Genomic DNA, 17,471 nt, shown 5'->3' with positions numbered 1-17,471 from the left:
TAAAATTTTATAAACGCAACAAAAACAAATATATAAAGGCATGGAACCGGTAAATTTGTTAAGCCGCAGTTGAGCTGTTATTTGCAGTTATGCAAAAACAGGTTATAAATTTAGCGAAAATAAATGACGATTTGGCCTGGTTTTGCTTGTAAAAATTAAATATAAATAATGTCTTGCGAAAATATTTCGCAAGTTTGATAACCGGTCGCATAAATGCAAAACTAAGGTTTGTGATTTTAATACCTTGAAATTACTGGGCGGCAAAGTGTTGGTGGAATTGTTTATTTATTGCTGGTAAAAATGTGATGGCGGGCGGTTCTGTGGGGGGGGGAGACGGTGAGCGCGCACGGGATAGCGCCCCGGCGGCCGAACCGGCTGCCGGGGCGCGGCAGGCCGGTTAGCCGACTTCGGCGTATTCCCGTTCGCGGAATTCGACGCCGAGCGATTCGGCAACGCGCCGAACCGCCGCGATATCGATGCCGGGGACGGTAACGGCGGTGGCAATCACCTGGGGGATGCACTTTTTCGCTTCGGTGAGGAAATTGCAAACGCCAGCAAAGCCGGCAATGCCGAAGGGGGTGTGGCAAAGCTCGGCATAGCTGGCGGCGTTGGGGGTGTTGAGGCTGACCGAAATGCAGTCGATCAGTCCGGTCAGTTCCGGGAGGACGTTGCGGTCATAGACCAGGTTCGCCTGACCGTCGGTATTGATCCGAATCCGGTAGCCGCGCTGTTTCAGCACACCCGCAACCTCCTTGATCAGATCGAGACGGAGCATCGGTTCGCCGTAGCCGCAAAAGACCACTTCGTCGATCGGTCCCGGATCGCCGATCGCCGCCAGCACTTCGGCGGCGGATGGTTCATGCTCCAGGCGGAGGTTGTGCCCCTTGACGGTGAAATCGCTGAATTTCGCGCAGAACGAGCAGCGGTTCGAACAGCGGTTGGTGATGTTCAGGTAGAGGGAGTTTCTGATCCGGTAGGCGATCCGGGTCGCTTCGCCGCCGGTATCGATGCCGAACAGTCGCCGGGCGTTGAGCGAGGTGATCCGCCCCACGTCTTCCACCGACAGTCCTTTCAACTCCGCTACCTTAGCGGCGGTAAGGCGGACGTAGGCCGGCTCGTTCCGCTTCCCCCGGTGGGGAACCGGCGACAGGTAAGGGCAGTCGGTTTCCACCAGCAGGTGTTCGGTTCTGATCCCCCGCACCACTTCCCGCAACTGTTCGTTGGAGGGGTAGGTGACGGTGCCGGGGACGGAGAGGTAGAAGCCGAGTTCGACGCACTCCCGTGCCATGGCCAGGTCGCCGGAAAAGCAGTGGAGCACTCCGCCGACTTCGGCTGCCCCTTCTTCGCGGAGGATCGTCATCACCCGTTCGTGGGCGTCCCGGTCATGGACGATGATCGGCAGCGCCACTTCCCGGGCCAGGCGGATAAAGCGGCGGAAGACCTCTTCCTGGAGGTCGCGGGGGGCGCGGTCGCGGTAGAAATCGAGGCCGATCTCGCCGATCGCCACGACCTTCGGATTGACCGTGGCCAGTTCGCGGATCACGTCGTAGCAACGGTCGGTGACCCGGGCGGCGTCGTGGGGGTGGATGCCGACGGCGGCGTAGATATGTTCGTGACGTCCGGCCAGCTCGACGGCGGCGCGGCTCGATTCAAGGTCGGCGCCGACGGTGACGATCTGGGAGAGGCCGGCTGCCGCGGCCCGGGCGAGCATTTGGTCGAAATCGGCGGCGAATTCGAGGCCGTCGATGTGGGCGTGGGTGTCGATGAGAAAACCGTGGCTGGTCATGTGCTTTCCTTGACAGGGTATCTTCCGCGCCGCGGGTGGTTCGCCGGGGCGCGGTCCTCTTCTGAAGGTATCATGAACCATTTTCTCCTGGCAAGGGGGACGTGTACGGGGCTCAGAGCCATTTCTTCCGTTTGAAATAGATCAGCATGCCGACACTGATCAGCGCCATCAGGATCAGCACTGCCGGGTAGGCCCAGCGCCAGTCCAGCTCCGGCATGTACTTGAAGTTCATCCCGTAGAGCCCGGCAATGAAGGTCAGCGGCATGAAGATCGTCGCGATGACGGTCAGCACTTTCATGACTTCGTTGGTCCGGTTGCTGATACTGGAGAGGTAGACGTCGAGCATCCCGGAGAGCATGTCGCGGAAGGTTTCGATGGTGTCGATGACCTGGACGGTATGGTCGTAGACGTCCCGGAAATAGACGACGGTGGCCGGGCGAATGAGACGGGAGTCGTGGCGCTCCAGGCTGCCGATCACCTCCCGGAGCGGCCAGACCGCCTTGCGGAGGAAGATCATGCTCCGTTTGAGCCGGTGGATCTGTTGTTGGGTCCCCCGCCCCGGATTGGCGACAACCTCCGCCTCCAGGTCGTCGATCTGCTCGCCGAGGGTTTCCAGCACCACGAAATAGTTGTCGACGATGGCGTCGATCAGCGAGTAGACCAGATAGTCCGCCCCCAGGGCCCGGATACGTCCCTTCCCGTCCCGCAACCGCTCGCGGATCGGCGCGAAGGGGTCGGCGGCGAGTCCTTCGCGGAACGAAATGACGAAGTTCTTGCCGAGAATCAGGCTGACCTGCTCGGTGGCGATCTCGGCGTTCTCTCCGAGACGGAGCATCTTCAGGACGATGAAGAGGTAGTCGCCGAAATCCTCGGCTTTCGGCCGCTGCTCGGTGTTGAGGATATCTTCCAGGACCAGTGGGTGAATCCCCTGGCAGTCGCCGAGTTTGCGGACCAGTTCGATCTCGTGGAGCCCGGCCATGTCGATCCAGCTGCTGGTTGTGGCGTCCATGAAATAGAAGCATTCATTGAGGGCGGCGATCTCTTTTTCTTCATAGCTGGTGGGACCGTAGTCGATGACCGAGATCTTGATCTCCCGGTCGCTCCGTTCGCCGATGTGGACCAGGGTGCCGGGGGGCATTCCGGCCTTTGCCGACCGCTTTCGGCCCGGCCGGCTCGGGTCGGGATTCGTCTGACTGGTGGACTGGCGGCTCTTTTTCATCGTTTATGCGCTGACCTCCAGCCGGTTGATGACCCGGTCGACGCCGAAGACATACCAGCTGTCCGCTTCGGCCATCTCCAGCTCCCGGGGGTATGGCACCGCCCCGTCCAGGGTGACGATCCGGTTGCGGCAGCTCACCCGGATCTGGGCGGCGTTGACGAAGGGGTCCTTTTCCAGGACGAGCCGCACGGCGTCGATCACTTCGTCGTCGGTGTCTTCTTCCGGCGGCGAGACCTCCAGGCCGTTGACGACGTCGCGGCTCCCCGGCACCCACCAGGCGAGCACTCCGGCCAACCGCTTGTGGGAGATGCTGCCGACCCGGCCGTTGAGGGTGACTACGCCGTCGGCCACCTCCACTTCAAGGTCGCCGGCCGGCGGCCGCGGCGGTTCCCGTATTGCTGCCAGCCGGCCGAAGATCCAGGCTCGAACGGCGTAGTCGGCAAAGGCCGGTTCCTGGATGAAGGCATCGCCGATATGGTCGCGAATCTCCCCATCCTCCATCGCCTCGGCGGGCGGGATGCGCAGCCGGTCGGCGATCCCGGCCACCCCCGGCACCGCTGCCGCCAGCTCCAGGGCCAGCTTTTTCGCCGCGATCTCCGCCACCTCGCCCTCCATGGTCAGGATTCCTTCGTCGAGGGTCAGCCGGAGCGGATTGCGGTGGAGATTGATTCGCGGCTCCCGCTCCAGGGCCGCGCCGATTTCTTTCAGGATCTCATTGCTCTTGCCGTCCATCGCCTGCCTCCTTGCCAGTAATTTTTTACGTGGGCTTTACCGGGGCGAAACGTCATCCCTTCTGATTATAATGGGCAACGGCGGCCGTTCAAGTGCCGGCCCGCCGAAGCGGGGGAGCGTGGCGCGGATTGTTGACAGCTTTACTGCTTTCGTGGCATAATTCATAAAATTTTTTAGCGAAAATAAAAGGGAGTTGCCGGGCCGGGAGCTCCCTTCTTTGTCAGGGTCTGCCGCTGTAACCGTCCCCCTTTCCCGGAATATTCGAACGGATTGTACGCCATGAGCTTTGTCCATCTCCATCTCCATACGCAGTACTCGCTGCTGGACGGTGCCATCCGCCTCGGCGATCTGATCAAGAAGGCCAAGGATTATGAGATGCCGGCGGTGGCGATCACCGACCACGGCTGCATGTTCGGCGCCCTCGAATTCTATCTCAAGTGCCGTGACAAGGGAATCAAGCCGATCATCGGCTCCGAGGTCTACGTTGCCCCCGGTTCCCGTTTCGACAAGAATCCGCCCTCTACCCACGACGGTACCTCCAGCTACCACCTGATCCTCCTCTGCGAAAACCTGACCGGCTACAAGAACCTCTCCCGGCTCGTCTCGGCCGGCTACAAGGACGGTTTCTACCGGCGGCCGCGGATCGACAAGGAGATCCTCGCCGAATATGCCGAGGGGCTGATCTGTCTTTCCGCCTGTCTCAAGGGGGAAGTGGCCTATCTCTGCGAGCGCGGAAAGATGGAGGAGGCGCTGGCGGTCGCCCGCTGGTACGCTGAAACCTTCCCCGGCCGGTACTATCTCGAGCTCCAGGAAAATACCCTGCCGGAACAGGACAAGGCCAACCAGGGGCTGCTGACGGTGGCGCGGGAACTGGGGCTGCCGCTGGTCGCCACCAACGACTGCCACTATCTGAACCGGGAGGATGCCCGGGCCCACGAGGTACTGCTCTGCATCCAGACCGGCAAGACGATGAACGATCCGAACCGGATGCGCTTTTCCGCCGACGAGTTCTACTTCAAGAGCCCGGCGGAGATGGCCGCCGCTTTCCATTACGCCCCCGAGGCGATCACCAACACCCTGGAGATCGCCGAGCGGTGCAACCTCGAACTCGACCTGAAGACCTACCACTTCCCCCGCCACGAGCCGCCCGAGGGGAAGACCCTCGACGAGGTCCTGGAAGCCGAGGCCCATCAGGGGCTGCAGTCGCGGCTCATCGCCATCCGCGCCAAGAATCCCGATCTGACTCCGGAGCAGGAGCAGGCGTACTTCGCCCGGTTGCGGATCGAGCTCGACTGCATCAAGCAGATGGGGTTCCCCGGTTACTTCCTGATCGTCGCCGACTTCATCAACTGGGCCAAGGACCACGGCATCCCGGTCGGGCCGGGCCGCGGTTCGGCGGCCGGTTCGCTGGTCGCCTACGCCATCCGGATCACCGACCTCGATCCGCTCCCCTACAACCTCCTCTTCGAACGCTTCCTCAACCCGGAACGGATCTCGATGCCCGATATCGACGTCGACTTCTGCCAGGACCGGCGCGAGGAGGTGATCCAGTATGTCACCGAGCGCTACGGCCGCGACAAGGTCTGCCAGATCATCACTTTCGGGACCATGTCGGCCCGGGCGGTGATCCGCGACGTCGGTCGGGCGCTCGATATGGCCTACGGCGACGTCGACAAGATCGCCAAACTGGTGCCGGAGGTGCTCGGCATCTCCCTGGAAAAGGCCCTTCAGCAGGAACCGAAGCTGACGGAGCTGGCTAACGCCGAGCCGCGGGTCAAGGAGCTGCTCGACATCGCCATCTGTCTCGAAGGCCTGGCGCGCCACGCCTCCACCCATGCCGCCGGGGTGGTGGTGGCCCCCGACGTGCTCGAAGAGTTCTGTCCGGTCTACAAGGACCAGAAGAGCGGCTCGCTCACTACCCAGTACTCGATGAAGTACGTCGAGAAGATCGGCCTGGTCAAGTTCGACTTCCTCGGGCTGAAGAACCTGACCGTCATTCACAACGCCGTCCGGCTGATCCGCGTCGGCAAAGACCCGAACTTCGACATCGCCGCCCTGCGCGACGACGACGAGGAGAGCTACAAGCTGCTCCAGGCGGGGAACACCACCGGGGTCTTCCAGCTCGAATCGTCGGGGATGAAGGAACTGCTCACCAAGCTCAAGCCCTCCTGCTTTGAGGATATCATCGCCGTCTGCGCCCTCTACCGGCCGGGGCCGCTCGGCTCCGGGATGGTCGACGACTTCATCGACCGCAAGCACGGCCGGAAAAAGGTGGTCTACGACCTGCCACAGCTGGAGCCGATCCTCAAGGATACCTACGGGGTCATCGTCTACCAGGAACAGGTCATGCAGATCGCCCGGACCCTGGCCGGCTACTCCCTCGGCGGCGCCGACCTGCTCCGCCGCGCCATGGGGAAAAAGGATCCGGCGGAGATGGCCAAGCAGCGCGACATCTTCATGGCCGGCGCCGAAAAGAACCGGATCGACCTGCAGAAGGCCGGAGCGATCTTCGACCTGATGGCCAAGTTTGCCGAGTACGGCTTCAACAAGTCCCATTCGGCCGCCTACGCCCTGGTCGCCTACCAGACCGCCTACCTGAAGGCCCACTATCCGGTGGAGTTCCTGGCGGCACTCCTCACCGAGGACATGGGGAACAGCGACAAGGTGGTCAAGAACATCGCCGACTGCCGGGAGATGGGGATCGAGGTCCTGCCGCCCGACATCAATGCCTCCGACCTGTCGTTCCGGGTCCTCGGCAACTCGATCCGCTTCGGTCTCGGGGCGGTCAAGAATGTCGGCGAATCGGCCATCGAGGCGATCATCGAGGCCCGCGGCGACGGACCGTTCAAGGAGATGTTCGACTTCTGCGAGCGGGTCGATCTGCGCAAGGTCAACAAACGGGTGGTCGAGTCGCTGATCAAGTGCGGCGCCTTCGATTCCACTGGCGGCCGGCGGGCCCAGCTGATGGCGGCCCTTGAGGACGCCATGGCGATCGGCCAGAAGATACAGCAGGAGAAGGAGAGCGCGCAGGTGTCGCTGTTCGGCACCGAGGAGATCGTTCGGAGCAACGGCAACGGCAGGGGAGGGCACCAGCTCCCCGAGATCCCCGAATGGGATGACAAGCTGCTGCTCAACCTGGAGAAGGAGGCGCTCGGCTTCTTTATTACCGGCCATCCGCTCGGGCGCTACGAGTCGGAGATCAAGCGCTTTGCCTCCACCGATACGGCGTCGCTGGACGAGCTGTCCGACAAGGCCGAGATCAGGCTCTGCGGGGTGGTTGCCGGTCTCAAGGAGATCATGACCAAAAAAGGGGACCGGATGGCCTTCGCCACCCTGGAGGACCTGGTCGGTTCCGTGGAGGTGGTGGTCTTTGCCGACGTCTATGCCCGGGTCGTCGAATTCCTCAAGTCCGACGATCCGCTGCTGGTCAGCGGCACCCTCGACAGAGGGGAAAAGAGCATCAAGATCATGGCGAACGACGTCGTGCCGCTCCGGGAGGTTTGCGCCCGGGAAACCAAGCGGGTGATCTTCGCCCTTTCCGGGACCGGCCTCGAACGGTCGCAGCTGCTGACCCTGCGGGAGATCATCGGCCGCCATCCCGGCAGTTGCCGGCCGGTGCTGACCATTAATATCCCGAGCCAGTGCCGGGCGACCATCGCGCTGCCCGACTCCTACCGGGTGGCCGCCAGCGAGGAACTGTCGCAGGAAGTCAAAAATCTGTTCGGCTATCATGCCGTTTCGTTCGAATAGTGCGCAGCGTCGGTACCGTCTCGCAGCCCTGTCCGCCGTCCGCCGTTCTGCACCTCAACCTGGAGTGAAATTTTCGCACAAGGAGCTTTGATACATGGCTGCACACTACTCTCTCGATTTTGAAAAACCGGTGGAGGAGCTGGAGAAGAAGATCCAGGAACTGGCCGCCATCGCCGGCGACAATGAAGCGTTGAGCACCGAGGTCGCCAAGCTGGAAGAGAAGGTGGACCAGATGCGGGAAGTGGTCTTCGCCAATCTCTCCCGCTGGCAGATGACCCAGGTGGCCCGCCACATCAACCGTCCCTTCACCTTGGACTATCTGAAGCTGATCTTTACCGAATTCACCGAGCTGCACGGCGACCGTCAGTTCGGCGATGACCATGCCATCGTCGGCGGCCTGGCCAAGCTCGACGGCGAGCCGGTGATGGTCATCGGCCACCAGAAGGGGCGGGACACCAAGGAAAAGGTTTACCGCAATTTCGGCATGCCCAACCCGGAAGGGTACCGTAAGGCGCTGCGGCTGATGGAGATGGCTGAGCGGTTCCGGCTGCCGATCATCACCTTCGTCGATACTCCCGGTGCTTACCCCGGCATTGGTGCCGAAGAGCGGGGCCAGGCCGAAGCGATCGCTCGCAACCTGCGGGAGATGGCCCGCCTGACCGTGCCGATCATCGTCGTTATCACCGGCGAAGGGGGGTCCGGCGGGGCGCTGGCCATTGCCGTAGGCGACCGGATCTTGATGCTCGAGTATTCGATCTATGCGGTTATCTCGCCCGAAGGATGTGCGGCCATTCTCTGGTCGGACGGCACCAAGGGGGAGCAGGCGGCCGAAGCGCTGAAGCTCACCGCCCCGGACCTCAAGGAACTGAACGTCATCGACGACATCGTCAAGGAGCCGCTCGGCGGCGCCCATCGCAACCACGAGGCGATGGCCGCGTCGCTGCATGAGGCGCTGTCCCGGCATCTCAAGGAGTTGCGGGCGCTGCCGGTGGAACAGCTGGTCGAGGAGCGCTACAACAAGTTTCGCGCCATGTCCCGCTTTGCCGAGTAGCGGCGGGAATTGCATCGGGAAGGGCTAACGGCCGGGCCGGGCGGATTTCGTCCCTCAAGGTTGTTAGCCCTTCTTCTTTTTCGAGGTGATATGGAAGAGCGATTGCAGAAAATTCTCTCCCAAGGGGGGGTCGCGTCGCGCCGTGAAGCGGAGCGGCTGATCAGTGCCGGGCGGGTAGCGGTCAACGGGGAAGTGGTCACCGAGCTGGGGAGCAAGGCCGATCCGGCCAAGGACCGGATCACCCTGGACGGCAAGCCGGTGTCGGTCGGCGGCACCCGTTACTATATCCTGCTCAACAAGCCGGTCGGTTATGTCACTACCCTCAAGGATCCGGGGGGGCGGCCGATCGTCACCGACCTCCTCAAGGGGGTCGGGGCACGGGTGTTTCCGGTCGGCCGGCTCGACTACAATACCGAAGGGCTGCTGCTGTTGACCAACGATGGCGAGTGGGCCAACCGACTGGCTCACCCGCGTCATGAAGTCGACAAGGAATACCTGGTCCGGGTCCGGGGGCGGGTGAACCCCGAACAGCTTCAGCGGCTTTCCGGCGGGCTCGAACTCGACGACGGCCCGACCGCCCCCGCCCAGGTACGTTCCCAGCGGGAGAGCGACAATAATACCTGGCTGTCGATTACCATCCACGAAGGACGCTACCGGCAGGTGCGGCGGATGTGCGAGGCGGTGGGGCTGACGGTAGTCCGGCTGCGGCGGATTCGGTACGGCGCTCTCAAGCTGGGAGAACTCAAGCCGGGGGAGTTTCGGTTGCTGACCGGCGCCGAAGTGGCGGAGCTCGTCCGGCCATGCGGGGACGGGCGCGGCCGGCCGGTCCGGCCGGTCAGACGTTGACATGGGGCAGAATGACCCGGTTGAAAGGGAGGGACATTCTGCCCTTTTTTCGAGCGGCGGCTACCGGTTTTGCGGCAGCGTCCGGCAACAAGCTGCACGGTCATCGAGGAGTGAAGGCCGGTGGAGTGGCTTCCTGCACGATCTTGGCCGGTATTTGTGCTTCTCATTAAAATAGTGGCAAGCGATTTGCAGGGAGGAGGGTGAGGTCACCGAATGCTTGGCAGCCAGTCAACAAACAGTCTTTGAAGGAGGTTGAACCATGTTTGTGAACTGCTACGACGGATACGGACTTTGCCTTTTTTCAGTCACCGCGGAGGAAGAATACCGCGCCCGGCAACTCGGGACGCAGATTTCCTCCAGTCACGAGTTGATCGATCACTGGATCGTCTCCGACCACCCCGAAGGGGCGGTAGTGCGCTACTAGCCGGCTGGATGCCCTTTCGTTCAGAAGGCGGCCCAGACCAGATAGCCGCCTGCCAGGGCGATGAGTACGCCGGCGATTTTTTTCGACCAGACGGAGACTTGCCGGGCCCTTCGCGCTGCTACGAACGACTCGACGAAACCGGTGGCGGTCCCGGCCAGCAGCAGGAGCAGGCAATGGCCGACAGCGTAAGCGAAGAGCAGGCCGATGCCGTACAGAACTTCACCCTTGACGGCGACGACAGTGAGAATGACCACCAGCGCCGGGGTGGCGCAGGGAGAAGAAACGGCGCCGAAAAAAAGCCCGAGTAGCAGTGCACCAAACAGCCCCCCCTGCTTCGGTCGAAAGTCCCGCCGGATCGGCAAACGAAGCTCGAAAAGCCCGAATAGCTGCATTCCCATAACAATGGCGACAAGGCCGGCGGCTCCATACCACCAGCCGCCCAGCGTGCCGAACATGGTGCCGAGCAGCCCTGCCGCAGCGCCAAAGGCGGTAAAGGTCAGGGCGATGCCGAGGACGAAGGCGCAGGTATAGCGAAATGCCTTGAACCGGTCGCTGCCGGCATAACCGCCGACAAAACCGATGACCAGCGGGACGGTTACCAACACGCAGGGTGATGCCGATGAGAGGACGCCGGCAAGAAAGACGGCACCGAAGGCAAGCAGCGGATATGCCGCGACAAGCTGTTCGATGTTGTCGAGAAGCGTCACCGGACCCCCAATTGCTGCAGTTCCTGCACGATTTCACGTTGCTCCAGATAGCCGATGTGCCGCTTCACCTCTTTTCCCCGTGAATCGAAGAATATCTGGGTCGGGATCATCTGGACCCGGAAGTTCCGGGCTGCCTCCTGATCCTCGTGGACATCGATGAACAGGATATTGGCCCGTCCCCGGTACATCTTCGCTAGAGACTCCAGAATTGGCGCCATCTTTCGGCAGGGAATACAGGTTCGGGCCCCCAGATCGATAACGGCCGGTTTGCCGGAGCTGAGCGCCTGGCGAACGGTCGCTGCCGAAGCGGCAGGAAGTTCGGCCCGGGCGATGCCGGTGGTAAGCAGCAGGGCGGCGAGCGCGGTGATCACTGATCTCATGGATCGTCCTTTCTGATGGAAAAGTGAGCGCTGTACTATCATCGCCCAAGAATCCCGACAAGCTCGGCGACAGTGGCGACCCGACCGGAGAATTTTACCTGCCCGTCGATCGCCAGTGCGGGGGTGCTCATTACCCCGAATTTCATGATCGAAGGAATATCTTCCACCTTCACCACCTCGGCGCTTATCCCGCTCTCTTCGACCGCTTGCCGGACGTTGTCATAGAGAGTTTTGCATTTGGCGCAGCCGGTCCCCAATACTTCGATTTTCATCGCTGTTCTCCTTGTCGGATAGTTGTATTCCATCCGGCAGCCGGATGGACGTTCAAGATGCTGCGTATCGCCGGCGGTCTGCCGGCTTGGAGAATATTGGTACGCGGGCAGCCACTCCCGGCGCGGTCTGGGCTGCCCGCGCGCCTGCTATCGTCGCCAACCCGCCCAAACGGGAACTCCATTGTCGTCCCGAAGTTTCAGGGTCGACTCTCCTTTTTTGACCTCTGCGGCAATGAGCACCGGTTTCCCTTTGACCATTATTCGCGAGCCCTTGATTTCCACCTGATCCCCTTTGACAATTTTCGTGTCGAGCCGCTCGATGTACCAGCCAGGGCCGAGATGAACCGAAACATCCTGATCTCCCGCCTTGACTACCAGGTGGACGCCATAATTCATCCCCCGCATCGGCGTCACTTTGTCTACGGCCTCCACAATACCGGTAATAGTTTCCACTGTAGTGGGGTTGTAAAGTCGCTGGTAGGCGCCATTTGCGCCCCAGCCGCCGCTCCCCCGCCAGTTTTGCCAGGGCGCGCCGAAAGCCGTTGCAGCCAGGACGACGGTGCAGAAAAGAGCGGCAAGAACTCCTGTTTTCTTCATTGCGTTCATCGTTTCCCTCCTTGCGCCGGGAGCTGGTAGGGTTACAGTATGGCGTTGAACAGATAGCCGACCATGACGATTGCGGCAGCGACAATGGCGAAAAATGTTACCAGGAGGCGCGTCTTGAGGACATTCTTGAGAATCACTGCCTCCGGAAAGGAGAGGGCGGTCACTGCCATCATGAAAGCGAGGACGGTACCGACCGCCATCCCTTTTTCCATCAACGCATGAACGATCGGGATCACTCCGGCGGCATTCGCGTAAAGCGGGACGCCGATCAGTACCGCCAGCGGCACGGCAAGTGGATTGGTGCGGCCGGCATACTGCAGAAGAAAGTCGGCAGGGGCGTAACCATGGATGAATCCGCCGATGCCGACGCCGATCACCACATAGGGCCAGATTTTTCGCAGCAGTTCGCCGGTGTATGTCCGCGCGTAGACGAGTTTCTCCCGGAAAGTCTGGTTGCCGATTTCCCCGTTACCCACCTGCATTTCCCAGACGTAATCCTGGACGTACCGCTCCATCTTCAGCCGGCCGATAGCAATCCCCGCGATAATGGCAACCAGGAGCCCCGTGCCGATGTATATCAAGGCAATGCGCCAGCCAAAAAGCCCCCAAAGCATGATCAGGGCGACCTCGTTGACCATCGGTGACGAGATGAGAAAGGAAAAGGTAACACCCAGCGGCACGCCGGATTCAACGAAGCCGATAAAAAGCGGTACGGCCGAACATGAACAGAAAGGGGTGACGATTCCCAACAGCGCTGCGAGCCCGTTGCCAAGATATTCGCGGCGGTGGGAGAGGATGCGTTTGGTTCTTTCCGGCGGGAACGAGGCGCGGATGACGGCCACGACGAAAATGATCGTGACCAGCAGCAGGAAAATCTTGATCGTATCATAGATAAAGAAGTCGAGCGCTTCTCCCGACCTGCTGCCTGGGGTGAGACGAAATAGATTGAATGTCAGATAATCGGCGAAATCTTTCAGCATGAACTACTCCATGATTACGTGATTGTTCAGTCATGGGATCGGGCGGACAACTCCGCCTGCGATTCGATGTGCCGCCGCTCATCCAACCTTGAGCAGTCGCTGCCGTCCCGTAATCTCCTGGGCCAGAATCCGTTCGGTCAGGGCAACGATCTCGAGGACCTCGGGGTGCTTTATTCCATAGTAGATCTTCAGGCCATCCTTGCGGCGGCTGAGGATGCCGCTTGCCTGCATCAGATTGAGATGACGGGAGGTGTTGGATTGTTCTTCGCCGATGGCGGGAAAGATTTCGCAGACGCACCGTTCGCCGTGCCGCAGGAAATCGATTATCTTGAGTCTGGTTGGCTGGGCCAGCGCCTTAAGAATCTCTGCTCGATAGATTGCGTGATCGCTCATGGCTTGCCTCATATCGTATGATTATATACTCATACACTCTCCGGACCGCTTCGTCAACCTGAATATATTCCGCCAAGGCGCTCGATCAATGAGTACGGTGATGCTGCAGCTGGTCAAGCTAAGGAGATCGCCAGTCGTGCTGGCAACACTGGTGGTGAGTGAAAAGCTCGCACCAGGATACCCGGATGGGCAGTTGATGAGATTTATGGTGTGGCGTATTTGGGGCGGTGTACGGCAATTTTCTGTTTCGCTCGGTTAACACATTGGTACCCGCGAACAAGATGGTTATTAGGGACAATTAGGGGCAGATAACGTTACATATCCCGTTGCAGAGCGTATTCAGCTCATCGGGCGAGATGACGAACGGCGGCATGGTATAAACCAGTTTGCCGAACGGTCGCAACCAGATTCCCTGGTCGACAAAGCGTTGCTGGATTTGCTCCATATCCACCGGCTCCTTCATTTCCACCACGCCGATAGCTCCCAGCACCCGGACTTCCGCCACCGACTCGACGCTTTGCAGCGGCAGCAGTCTCTCCTTCAAGGTTTTCTCGATACCTAGGACGCTCTCTTGCCACGGACTGTTCAGAAGAAGTTCGCAGCTTGCCAATGCCGTGGCACATGCCAGAGGGTTAGCCATGAAGGTGGGGCCGTGCATGAATACACCGGGAAAACCGTTTGAAATGGTATAGGCCACGTCTTTGGTGCATAACGTGGCGGCGAGGGTGAGATACCCCCCTGTGAGTGCTTTTCCCACGCAGATGATGTCCGGAGAGATGCCGGCGTGTTCGCATGCAAAAAGCTTCCCGCTTCGGCCAAAGCCGGTCGCGATCTCATCGGCGATGAGCAGGATGTCGTATTTTGTGCAGAGCCTGCGTATATGTTTCAGGTAGTCGGGATGGTAAAAGCGCATGCCGCCAGCGCCCTGGACAATCGGTTCGAGGATGAACGCCGCGATGTTGCCGTGGTTTTGCTGCAGAAACGCCTCGACCTCGCTGATTTCCGTCTCGTCAAACGCCTCGTGGAAGCCGGAACGTGGTGCGGGCAAAAAGTACTGCTTTGCAAGGTTCTTGTTGAAAATGGCGTGCATGCCCGTGTCGGGGTCGGAAACGGACATCGCATGCCAGGTGTCGCCGTGATACCCGTTGCGAATGGTGACAAACATGTGTTTAGTGGTGCACGAGCGAGAATGCCAGTACTGAAGTGCCATCTTCATGGCAACTTCTACGGCCACCGACCCGGAATCGCTGAAAAAGACATGCTCCAGGCCGGCCGGCACGATCTTGATCAGCAGGCGCGCCAAGTCAATGGCCGGGCGGTGAGTCAGCCCGCCGAACATAACGTGGGACATGCGATTGATCTGGGCGGTCATGGCCGCATTGATCGCCGGGTTGTTGTAACCGTGAATGGCAGACCACCAACTCGACATGCCGTCAATCAGGCGCCGCCCGTCCAGTAATTCAAGGTAGATTCCCTCGGCCATTGCCACCGGATAGCACTTCAGGGCTTTAGTGGCTGAAGTGTAGGGGTGCCAGAGGTGTGTTCTGTCAAAATCAAGAAGCTCTTGTTCCGTAGTCACAAAACAACTCCGCAGATGCCGTGAAGCTGGACGTAACGCGTAAGGGCGCTCGGTGGCGGTTATTCTGCTCTCCCGCATCGCTTTTCGCTTGGCGGCGTGGCGCTTGAGTGCCGTCTTTCATTCCATGAAAGGGCTTTATCGCTAAGGATGCATCCCCGTGATGCGCTGGTTCCGCCGATGTGGCTGTGGCGCGTTTGCCGTGGCTGATCGATGAAACACTATTTGCTATAACTGCGGGACTTATCAGCAGTTCCAGTTGATTGACGGCGAGATTTTGCTGTTCGGATAAATGGTTCGAATTAGTTTGGACAAAACGGAAAGGGGTTAGCCGCCGCAGCTGCTAACCCCTTGTTTTTGTGGTGCCGAAGACTGGACTCGAACCAGCACGGGGGAACCCCCACTAGAACCTGAATCTAGCGTGTCTACCAATTCCACCACTTCGGCATCGGGTCTTGAATAGATAGCACTGATGCGTATCGATTGCAAGGTTTTTTTCGGCGGTCCCGGAAATTGTATCTATCCAGCAGATCGGCCTCATTTGTGGTGCGGAACATTCCATACCGTTTTGATCACCGTCTGGTGAATCTGATTGCCATCATGCCAATGCCTTGCAGATGAGCCGAAAGATGGTTTCAATTTCGAATGGTTTGCCGATGACTTCACTGATTCCGGCCTGTGCCGCTTGTTCGTGTATCCCCCGCGAGAGGTGGCCGGTGCCCAGGATAATCGTCAATAGTGGCTGGAGACCGCGGGCTTGACGGGCCAGTTCGAGTCCGTTCATCCCCGGCATGTTGAGGTCGGTGAGCATGACGGCAAAAGGGCGTGTTGCAAGCAATGACAGGGCCTGCTCGCCATTCCCGGCGCAGGCGACGGTCATCCCCATGCATTGAAGCGCATGGACTACAAAAAAGAGGATGTCGGGTTCGTCGTCGACTACGAGGATGGCGGTGCTTTTCCCCTCCGTATCGATGCGGTTGACTGTTGCGTGTTCTGTGGTCATGGATTTTCTCCTGAAATCGTATCCTGGTCAGTCGGCGCGCTCGCTTCGGGTGCTGTCGGAGTCGGCACGAGTATCCGGTAGGTGATCCAGTTCCCCTGTTGCAGCAGGTTGGTCTCGATGAGGCCCAGGTCCTGCAGTCGGCTACAGGCCGCTGCAAGGTGTCCCGGAACGATGAAAAACGGAACGGATTCGCCAATGATGCTGTGCAGAATTGTGCCGCAGTAGTCGTCGGCTGCTGCGGCAAGCATTAGCAGGTACAGTCTGAGTTCGTTATCCGACAGCCTGTGGCTGATCTTGTTCAGACCTTTGATAATTCTGAGTTTATCCACAAGAGCCTCACTGCAATCGTTTAGACGATAGGATAAATAATTATCATTGTCAAAAGAAAATATGCCAGCAGGGCATATTTCAAATCACGTTGACAGTTACGTGGGAAAGAGGGTATATCAAACTACCAGCCAGGCAGCAAAATGGCGTACTATCGGCAAAAAGCGGCAGGTCACAGGGGGGGCGGTTGCAAAGCGATGTCGGACGTGCATTGAAAAAGTTGAGAACCGAACGCGGACTTACCCAGAAGGAGCTGGCTGCCCGGGTGAGCGGCGGTCTTGATTATACGTACATCGGGAAGATCGAACGCGGCGAGCAGTTGCCGTCGCTCAAGATTCTCATTGCCCTTGGGGATGCGCTCGCCGTGCCGGTCGGTTCTTTTTTCCCCCCAGCCGCAGCCGCGACCAGCTCTCTCCGCCCGGCATCCAGCGGTAAGGAGGAAGAGCTGCAGAAAGAACTGCGTCTGCTCGATCCCGCAGATCTCCCGCTCCTCGTCGAAATTGTGCGGGTCCTCAATCGGCAGCGGAAGGCTGCCCGAAAGATGGGCCATTCCCTCCCTGCCGAAGAGCTTCCCCTAGCCGCTGAAGATGGACCTTCTTACGAATAAGTTTCTATGAACCAACCTTCTTCACCTCCATCGAAAGGGCGCGAACGGCTTGATAAGTTACTGGTCGACCGCGGCCTTGCCCAGTCGCGTGAACGGGCCCGGGCGCTGATCATGGCCGGCCAGGTAGTGGTTGACGATCACCTGGCGGACAAGGCCGGGATGCCGGTTGCCGTTACCGCCGAAATCCGGCTGAAGGGGGAAGATATCCCCTATGTCAGTCGTGGCGGCCTGAAACTGGCACGGGCGCTGGACGAGTTTGCCCTCGACCCGGCCGGGATGGTAGCGATCGATGTCGGCGCCTCCACGGGAGGCTTTACCGATTGCCTGCTGCAACGGGGAGCCCGCAAGGTCTTTGCCGTTGATGTGGGCTATGGCCAGTTGGCCTGGAAGCTGCGCCAGGACCCACGGGTCGTCAACCTGGAAAAGACCAATATCCGCTACCTCGACCCGGGTACGCTGGGCGAACTGCCCGAGTTGGCGGTGATCGACGCCTCCTTCATCTCCCTCGACAAGGTGCTGCCGCCGACGCTGCAACTGGTGCGCCCCGGCGGTCTGATCGTCGCCCTGATCAAACCGCAGTTCGAGGTGGGGAAGGGGGAAGTGGGGAAGGGGGGGGTGGTGCGCGACGAAAGCAAACATCGCGAGGTGATCGCCGCGATTACGCATCTGGCGGGAAGTCTCGGTCTGACGGTGCTGGGGGTGACCGAGTCACCGATCCTCGGCCCGAAAGGGAACCGGGAGTTTCTGATCTGCCTCCGCAAGCCGGCCGATGTGCCGCTCGCCGGCGCCCCGGTTCCGTAAATTCGAAAGGA

19 protein-coding genes and 1 tRNA gene are annotated in these 17,471 nt (G+C 60.0%); 7 read left to right on the top strand and 13 right to left on the bottom strand.

Annotation, left to right across the window (positions count from 1 at the left end):
• Positions 1-397: 397 nt before the first annotated feature.
• The 3 genes from QMN23_RS12700 to QMN23_RS12690 form a co-directional block, all read right to left on the bottom strand.
• Complete coding sequence (locus QMN23_RS12700) at positions 398-1,786, bottom strand: TatD family hydrolase (protein WP_281999697.1); 1,389 nt, start codon at positions 1,784-1,786, stop codon at positions 398-400.
• A gap of 112 nt (positions 1,787-1,898) precedes the next feature.
• Complete coding sequence (gene corA, locus QMN23_RS12695) at positions 1,899-3,005, bottom strand: magnesium/cobalt transporter CorA (RefSeq protein ID WP_281999696.1); 1,107 nt, start codon at positions 3,003-3,005, stop codon at positions 1,899-1,901.
• A gap of 3 nt (positions 3,006-3,008) precedes the next feature.
• Positions 3,009-3,737 carry a BON domain-containing protein gene (locus QMN23_RS12690; protein ID WP_281999695.1) on the bottom strand — a complete coding sequence of 243 codons (729 nt, stop codon included), beginning with the start codon at positions 3,735-3,737 and terminating at the stop codon, positions 3,009-3,011.
• A 279-nt stretch (positions 3,738-4,016) separates the two neighbouring features.
• On the opposite strand from QMN23_RS12690, the gene dnaE reads away from it, so the two are divergent.
• The 4 genes from dnaE (at position 4,017) to QMN23_RS12670 (ending at position 9,808) form a co-directional block, all read left to right on the top strand.
• A complete protein-coding gene (dnaE, locus tag QMN23_RS12685; RefSeq protein ID WP_281999694.1) occupies positions 4,017-7,487 on the top strand; it encodes a DNA polymerase III subunit alpha in 3,471 nt (1,156 codons plus the stop codon).
• 94 nt (positions 7,488-7,581) lie between these two features.
• On the top strand, positions 7,582-8,538 hold the full coding sequence (locus tag QMN23_RS12680) for an acetyl-CoA carboxylase carboxyltransferase subunit alpha (RefSeq protein WP_281999693.1): 957 nt from the start codon (positions 7,582-7,584) through the stop codon (positions 8,536-8,538).
• 90 nt (positions 8,539-8,628) lie between these two features.
• Positions 8,629-9,384 carry a pseudouridine synthase gene (locus QMN23_RS12675; protein ID WP_281999692.1) on the top strand — a complete coding sequence of 252 codons (756 nt, stop codon included), beginning with the start codon at positions 8,629-8,631 and terminating at the stop codon, positions 9,382-9,384.
• A gap of 259 nt (positions 9,385-9,643) precedes the next feature.
• The gene (locus QMN23_RS12670; protein WP_281999691.1) at positions 9,644-9,808 is read left to right on the top strand and encodes a hypothetical protein; all 165 of its coding nucleotides are present in this window, start codon (positions 9,644-9,646) and stop codon (positions 9,806-9,808) included.
• Between the two features lie 20 nt (positions 9,809-9,828).
• Here QMN23_RS12670 and QMN23_RS12665 read toward each other — a convergent pair whose 3' ends face one another.
• The 6 genes from QMN23_RS12665 to QMN23_RS12640 all read right to left on the bottom strand — a co-directional run bounded on the left by QMN23_RS12665 (position 9,829) and on the right by QMN23_RS12640 (position 13,146).
• Entirely contained in the window at positions 9,829-10,515 is a 687-nt protein-coding gene (locus tag QMN23_RS12665) for a cytochrome c biogenesis CcdA family protein (protein ID WP_281999690.1), read from the bottom strand.
• The gene (locus QMN23_RS12660; RefSeq protein WP_281999689.1) at positions 10,512-10,895 is read right to left on the bottom strand and encodes a thioredoxin family protein; all 384 of its coding nucleotides are present in this window, start codon (positions 10,893-10,895) and stop codon (positions 10,512-10,514) included. The genes QMN23_RS12665 and QMN23_RS12660 overlap by 4 nt, the downstream gene beginning before the upstream one ends.
• A gap of 38 nt (positions 10,896-10,933) precedes the next feature.
• Positions 10,934-11,167 (bottom strand): thioredoxin family protein, encoded by a 234-nt coding sequence (locus QMN23_RS12655; protein WP_281999688.1) that lies wholly within the window; start codon positions 11,165-11,167, stop codon positions 10,934-10,936.
• Between the two features lie 147 nt (positions 11,168-11,314).
• Entirely contained in the window at positions 11,315-11,773 is a 459-nt protein-coding gene (locus tag QMN23_RS12650; protein ID WP_281999687.1) for a DNA-binding protein, read from the bottom strand.
• Positions 11,774-11,805: 32 nt separating this feature from the next.
• Complete coding sequence (locus QMN23_RS12645; RefSeq protein ID WP_281999686.1) at positions 11,806-12,753, bottom strand: permease; 948 nt, start codon at positions 12,751-12,753, stop codon at positions 11,806-11,808.
• Positions 12,754-12,831: 78 nt separating this feature from the next.
• Positions 12,832-13,146, bottom strand: a complete 315-nt coding sequence (locus QMN23_RS12640; RefSeq protein WP_281999685.1) for an ArsR/SmtB family transcription factor — start codon at positions 13,144-13,146, stop codon at positions 12,832-12,834.
• Between the two features lie 88 nt (positions 13,147-13,234).
• Between QMN23_RS12640 and QMN23_RS12635 the strand changes: the two genes are divergently transcribed.
• Positions 13,235-13,405, top strand: a complete 171-nt coding sequence (locus tag QMN23_RS12635) for a hypothetical protein (RefSeq protein WP_281999684.1) — start codon at positions 13,235-13,237, stop codon at positions 13,403-13,405.
• A 39-nt stretch (positions 13,406-13,444) separates the two neighbouring features.
• Here QMN23_RS12635 and bioA read toward each other — a convergent pair whose 3' ends face one another.
• From bioA to QMN23_RS12615, 4 genes are all read right to left on the bottom strand, one after another.
• Positions 13,445-14,725, bottom strand: a complete 1,281-nt coding sequence (bioA, locus tag QMN23_RS12630; protein WP_281999683.1) for an adenosylmethionine--8-amino-7-oxononanoate transaminase — start codon at positions 14,723-14,725, stop codon at positions 13,445-13,447.
• Between the two features lie 357 nt (positions 14,726-15,082).
• Positions 15,083-15,169, bottom strand: a tRNA-Leu gene (locus QMN23_RS12625).
• Positions 15,170-15,320: 151 nt separating this feature from the next.
• Positions 15,321-15,725, bottom strand: coding sequence for a response regulator (locus QMN23_RS12620; RefSeq protein WP_281999682.1), 405 nt, complete (start codon positions 15,723-15,725; stop codon positions 15,321-15,323).
• On the bottom strand, positions 15,722-16,054 hold the full coding sequence (locus QMN23_RS12615) for a hypothetical protein (RefSeq protein ID WP_281999681.1): 333 nt from the start codon (positions 16,052-16,054) through the stop codon (positions 15,722-15,724). Before QMN23_RS12615 ends, QMN23_RS12620 begins: the two co-directional genes overlap by 4 nt.
• A 209-nt stretch (positions 16,055-16,263) precedes the next feature.
• On the opposite strand from QMN23_RS12615, the gene QMN23_RS12610 reads away from it, so the two are divergent.
• Positions 16,264-16,659 (top strand): helix-turn-helix domain-containing protein, encoded by a 396-nt coding sequence (locus QMN23_RS12610; RefSeq protein ID WP_281999680.1) that lies wholly within the window; start codon positions 16,264-16,266, stop codon positions 16,657-16,659.
• Between the two features lie 6 nt (positions 16,660-16,665).
• On the top strand, positions 16,666-17,460 hold the full coding sequence (locus QMN23_RS12605) for a TlyA family RNA methyltransferase (protein ID WP_281999679.1): 795 nt from the start codon (positions 16,666-16,668) through the stop codon (positions 17,458-17,460).
• Positions 17,461-17,471: the final 11 nt, after the last annotated feature.

This window comes from Geotalea uraniireducens (assembly GCF_027943965.1).
Lineage (GTDB): Bacteria > Desulfobacterota > Desulfuromonadia > Geobacterales > Geobacteraceae > Geobacter > Geobacter uraniireducens.
This window is presented reverse-complemented; position numbering and strand designations above follow the sequence as displayed.

Coding starts and splice junctions, on each gene's coding strand:
- corA (WP_281999696.1), bottom strand. CDS start 3,005: ATGAAAAAGAGCCGCCAGTCCACCAGTCAGACGAATCCCGACCCGAGC.
- QMN23_RS12690 (WP_281999695.1), bottom strand. CDS start 3,737: ATGGACGGCAAGAGCAATGAGATCCTGAAAGAAATCGGCGCGGCCCTG.
- QMN23_RS12650 (WP_281999687.1), bottom strand. CDS start 11,773: ATGAACGCAATGAAGAAAACAGGAGTTCTTGCCGCTCTTTTCTGCACC.
- QMN23_RS12640 (WP_281999685.1), bottom strand. CDS start 13,146: ATGAGCGATCACGCAATCTATCGAGCAGAGATTCTTAAGGCGCTGGCC.
- QMN23_RS12680 (WP_281999693.1), top strand. CDS start 7,582: ATGGCTGCACACTACTCTCTCGATTTTGAAAAACCGGTGGAGGAGCTG.
- QMN23_RS12660 (WP_281999689.1), bottom strand. CDS start 10,895: ATGAGATCAGTGATCACCGCGCTCGCCGCCCTGCTGCTTACCACCGGC.
- dnaE (WP_281999694.1), top strand. CDS start 4,017: ATGAGCTTTGTCCATCTCCATCTCCATACGCAGTACTCGCTGCTGGAC.
- QMN23_RS12700 (WP_281999697.1), bottom strand. CDS start 1,786: ATGACCAGCCACGGTTTTCTCATCGACACCCACGCCCACATCGACGGC.
- QMN23_RS12670 (WP_281999691.1), top strand. CDS start 9,644: ATGTTTGTGAACTGCTACGACGGATACGGACTTTGCCTTTTTTCAGTC.
- QMN23_RS12655 (WP_281999688.1), bottom strand. CDS start 11,167: ATGAAAATCGAAGTATTGGGGACCGGCTGCGCCAAATGCAAAACTCTC.
- QMN23_RS12620 (WP_281999682.1), bottom strand. CDS start 15,725: ATGACCACAGAACACGCAACAGTCAACCGCATCGATACGGAGGGGAAA.
- QMN23_RS12645 (WP_281999686.1), bottom strand. CDS start 12,753: ATGCTGAAAGATTTCGCCGATTATCTGACATTCAATCTATTTCGTCTC.
- QMN23_RS12675 (WP_281999692.1), top strand. CDS start 8,629: ATGGAAGAGCGATTGCAGAAAATTCTCTCCCAAGGGGGGGTCGCGTCG.
- QMN23_RS12605 (WP_281999679.1), top strand. CDS start 16,666: ATGAACCAACCTTCTTCACCTCCATCGAAAGGGCGCGAACGGCTTGAT.
- QMN23_RS12635 (WP_281999684.1), top strand. CDS start 13,235: ATGAGTACGGTGATGCTGCAGCTGGTCAAGCTAAGGAGATCGCCAGTC.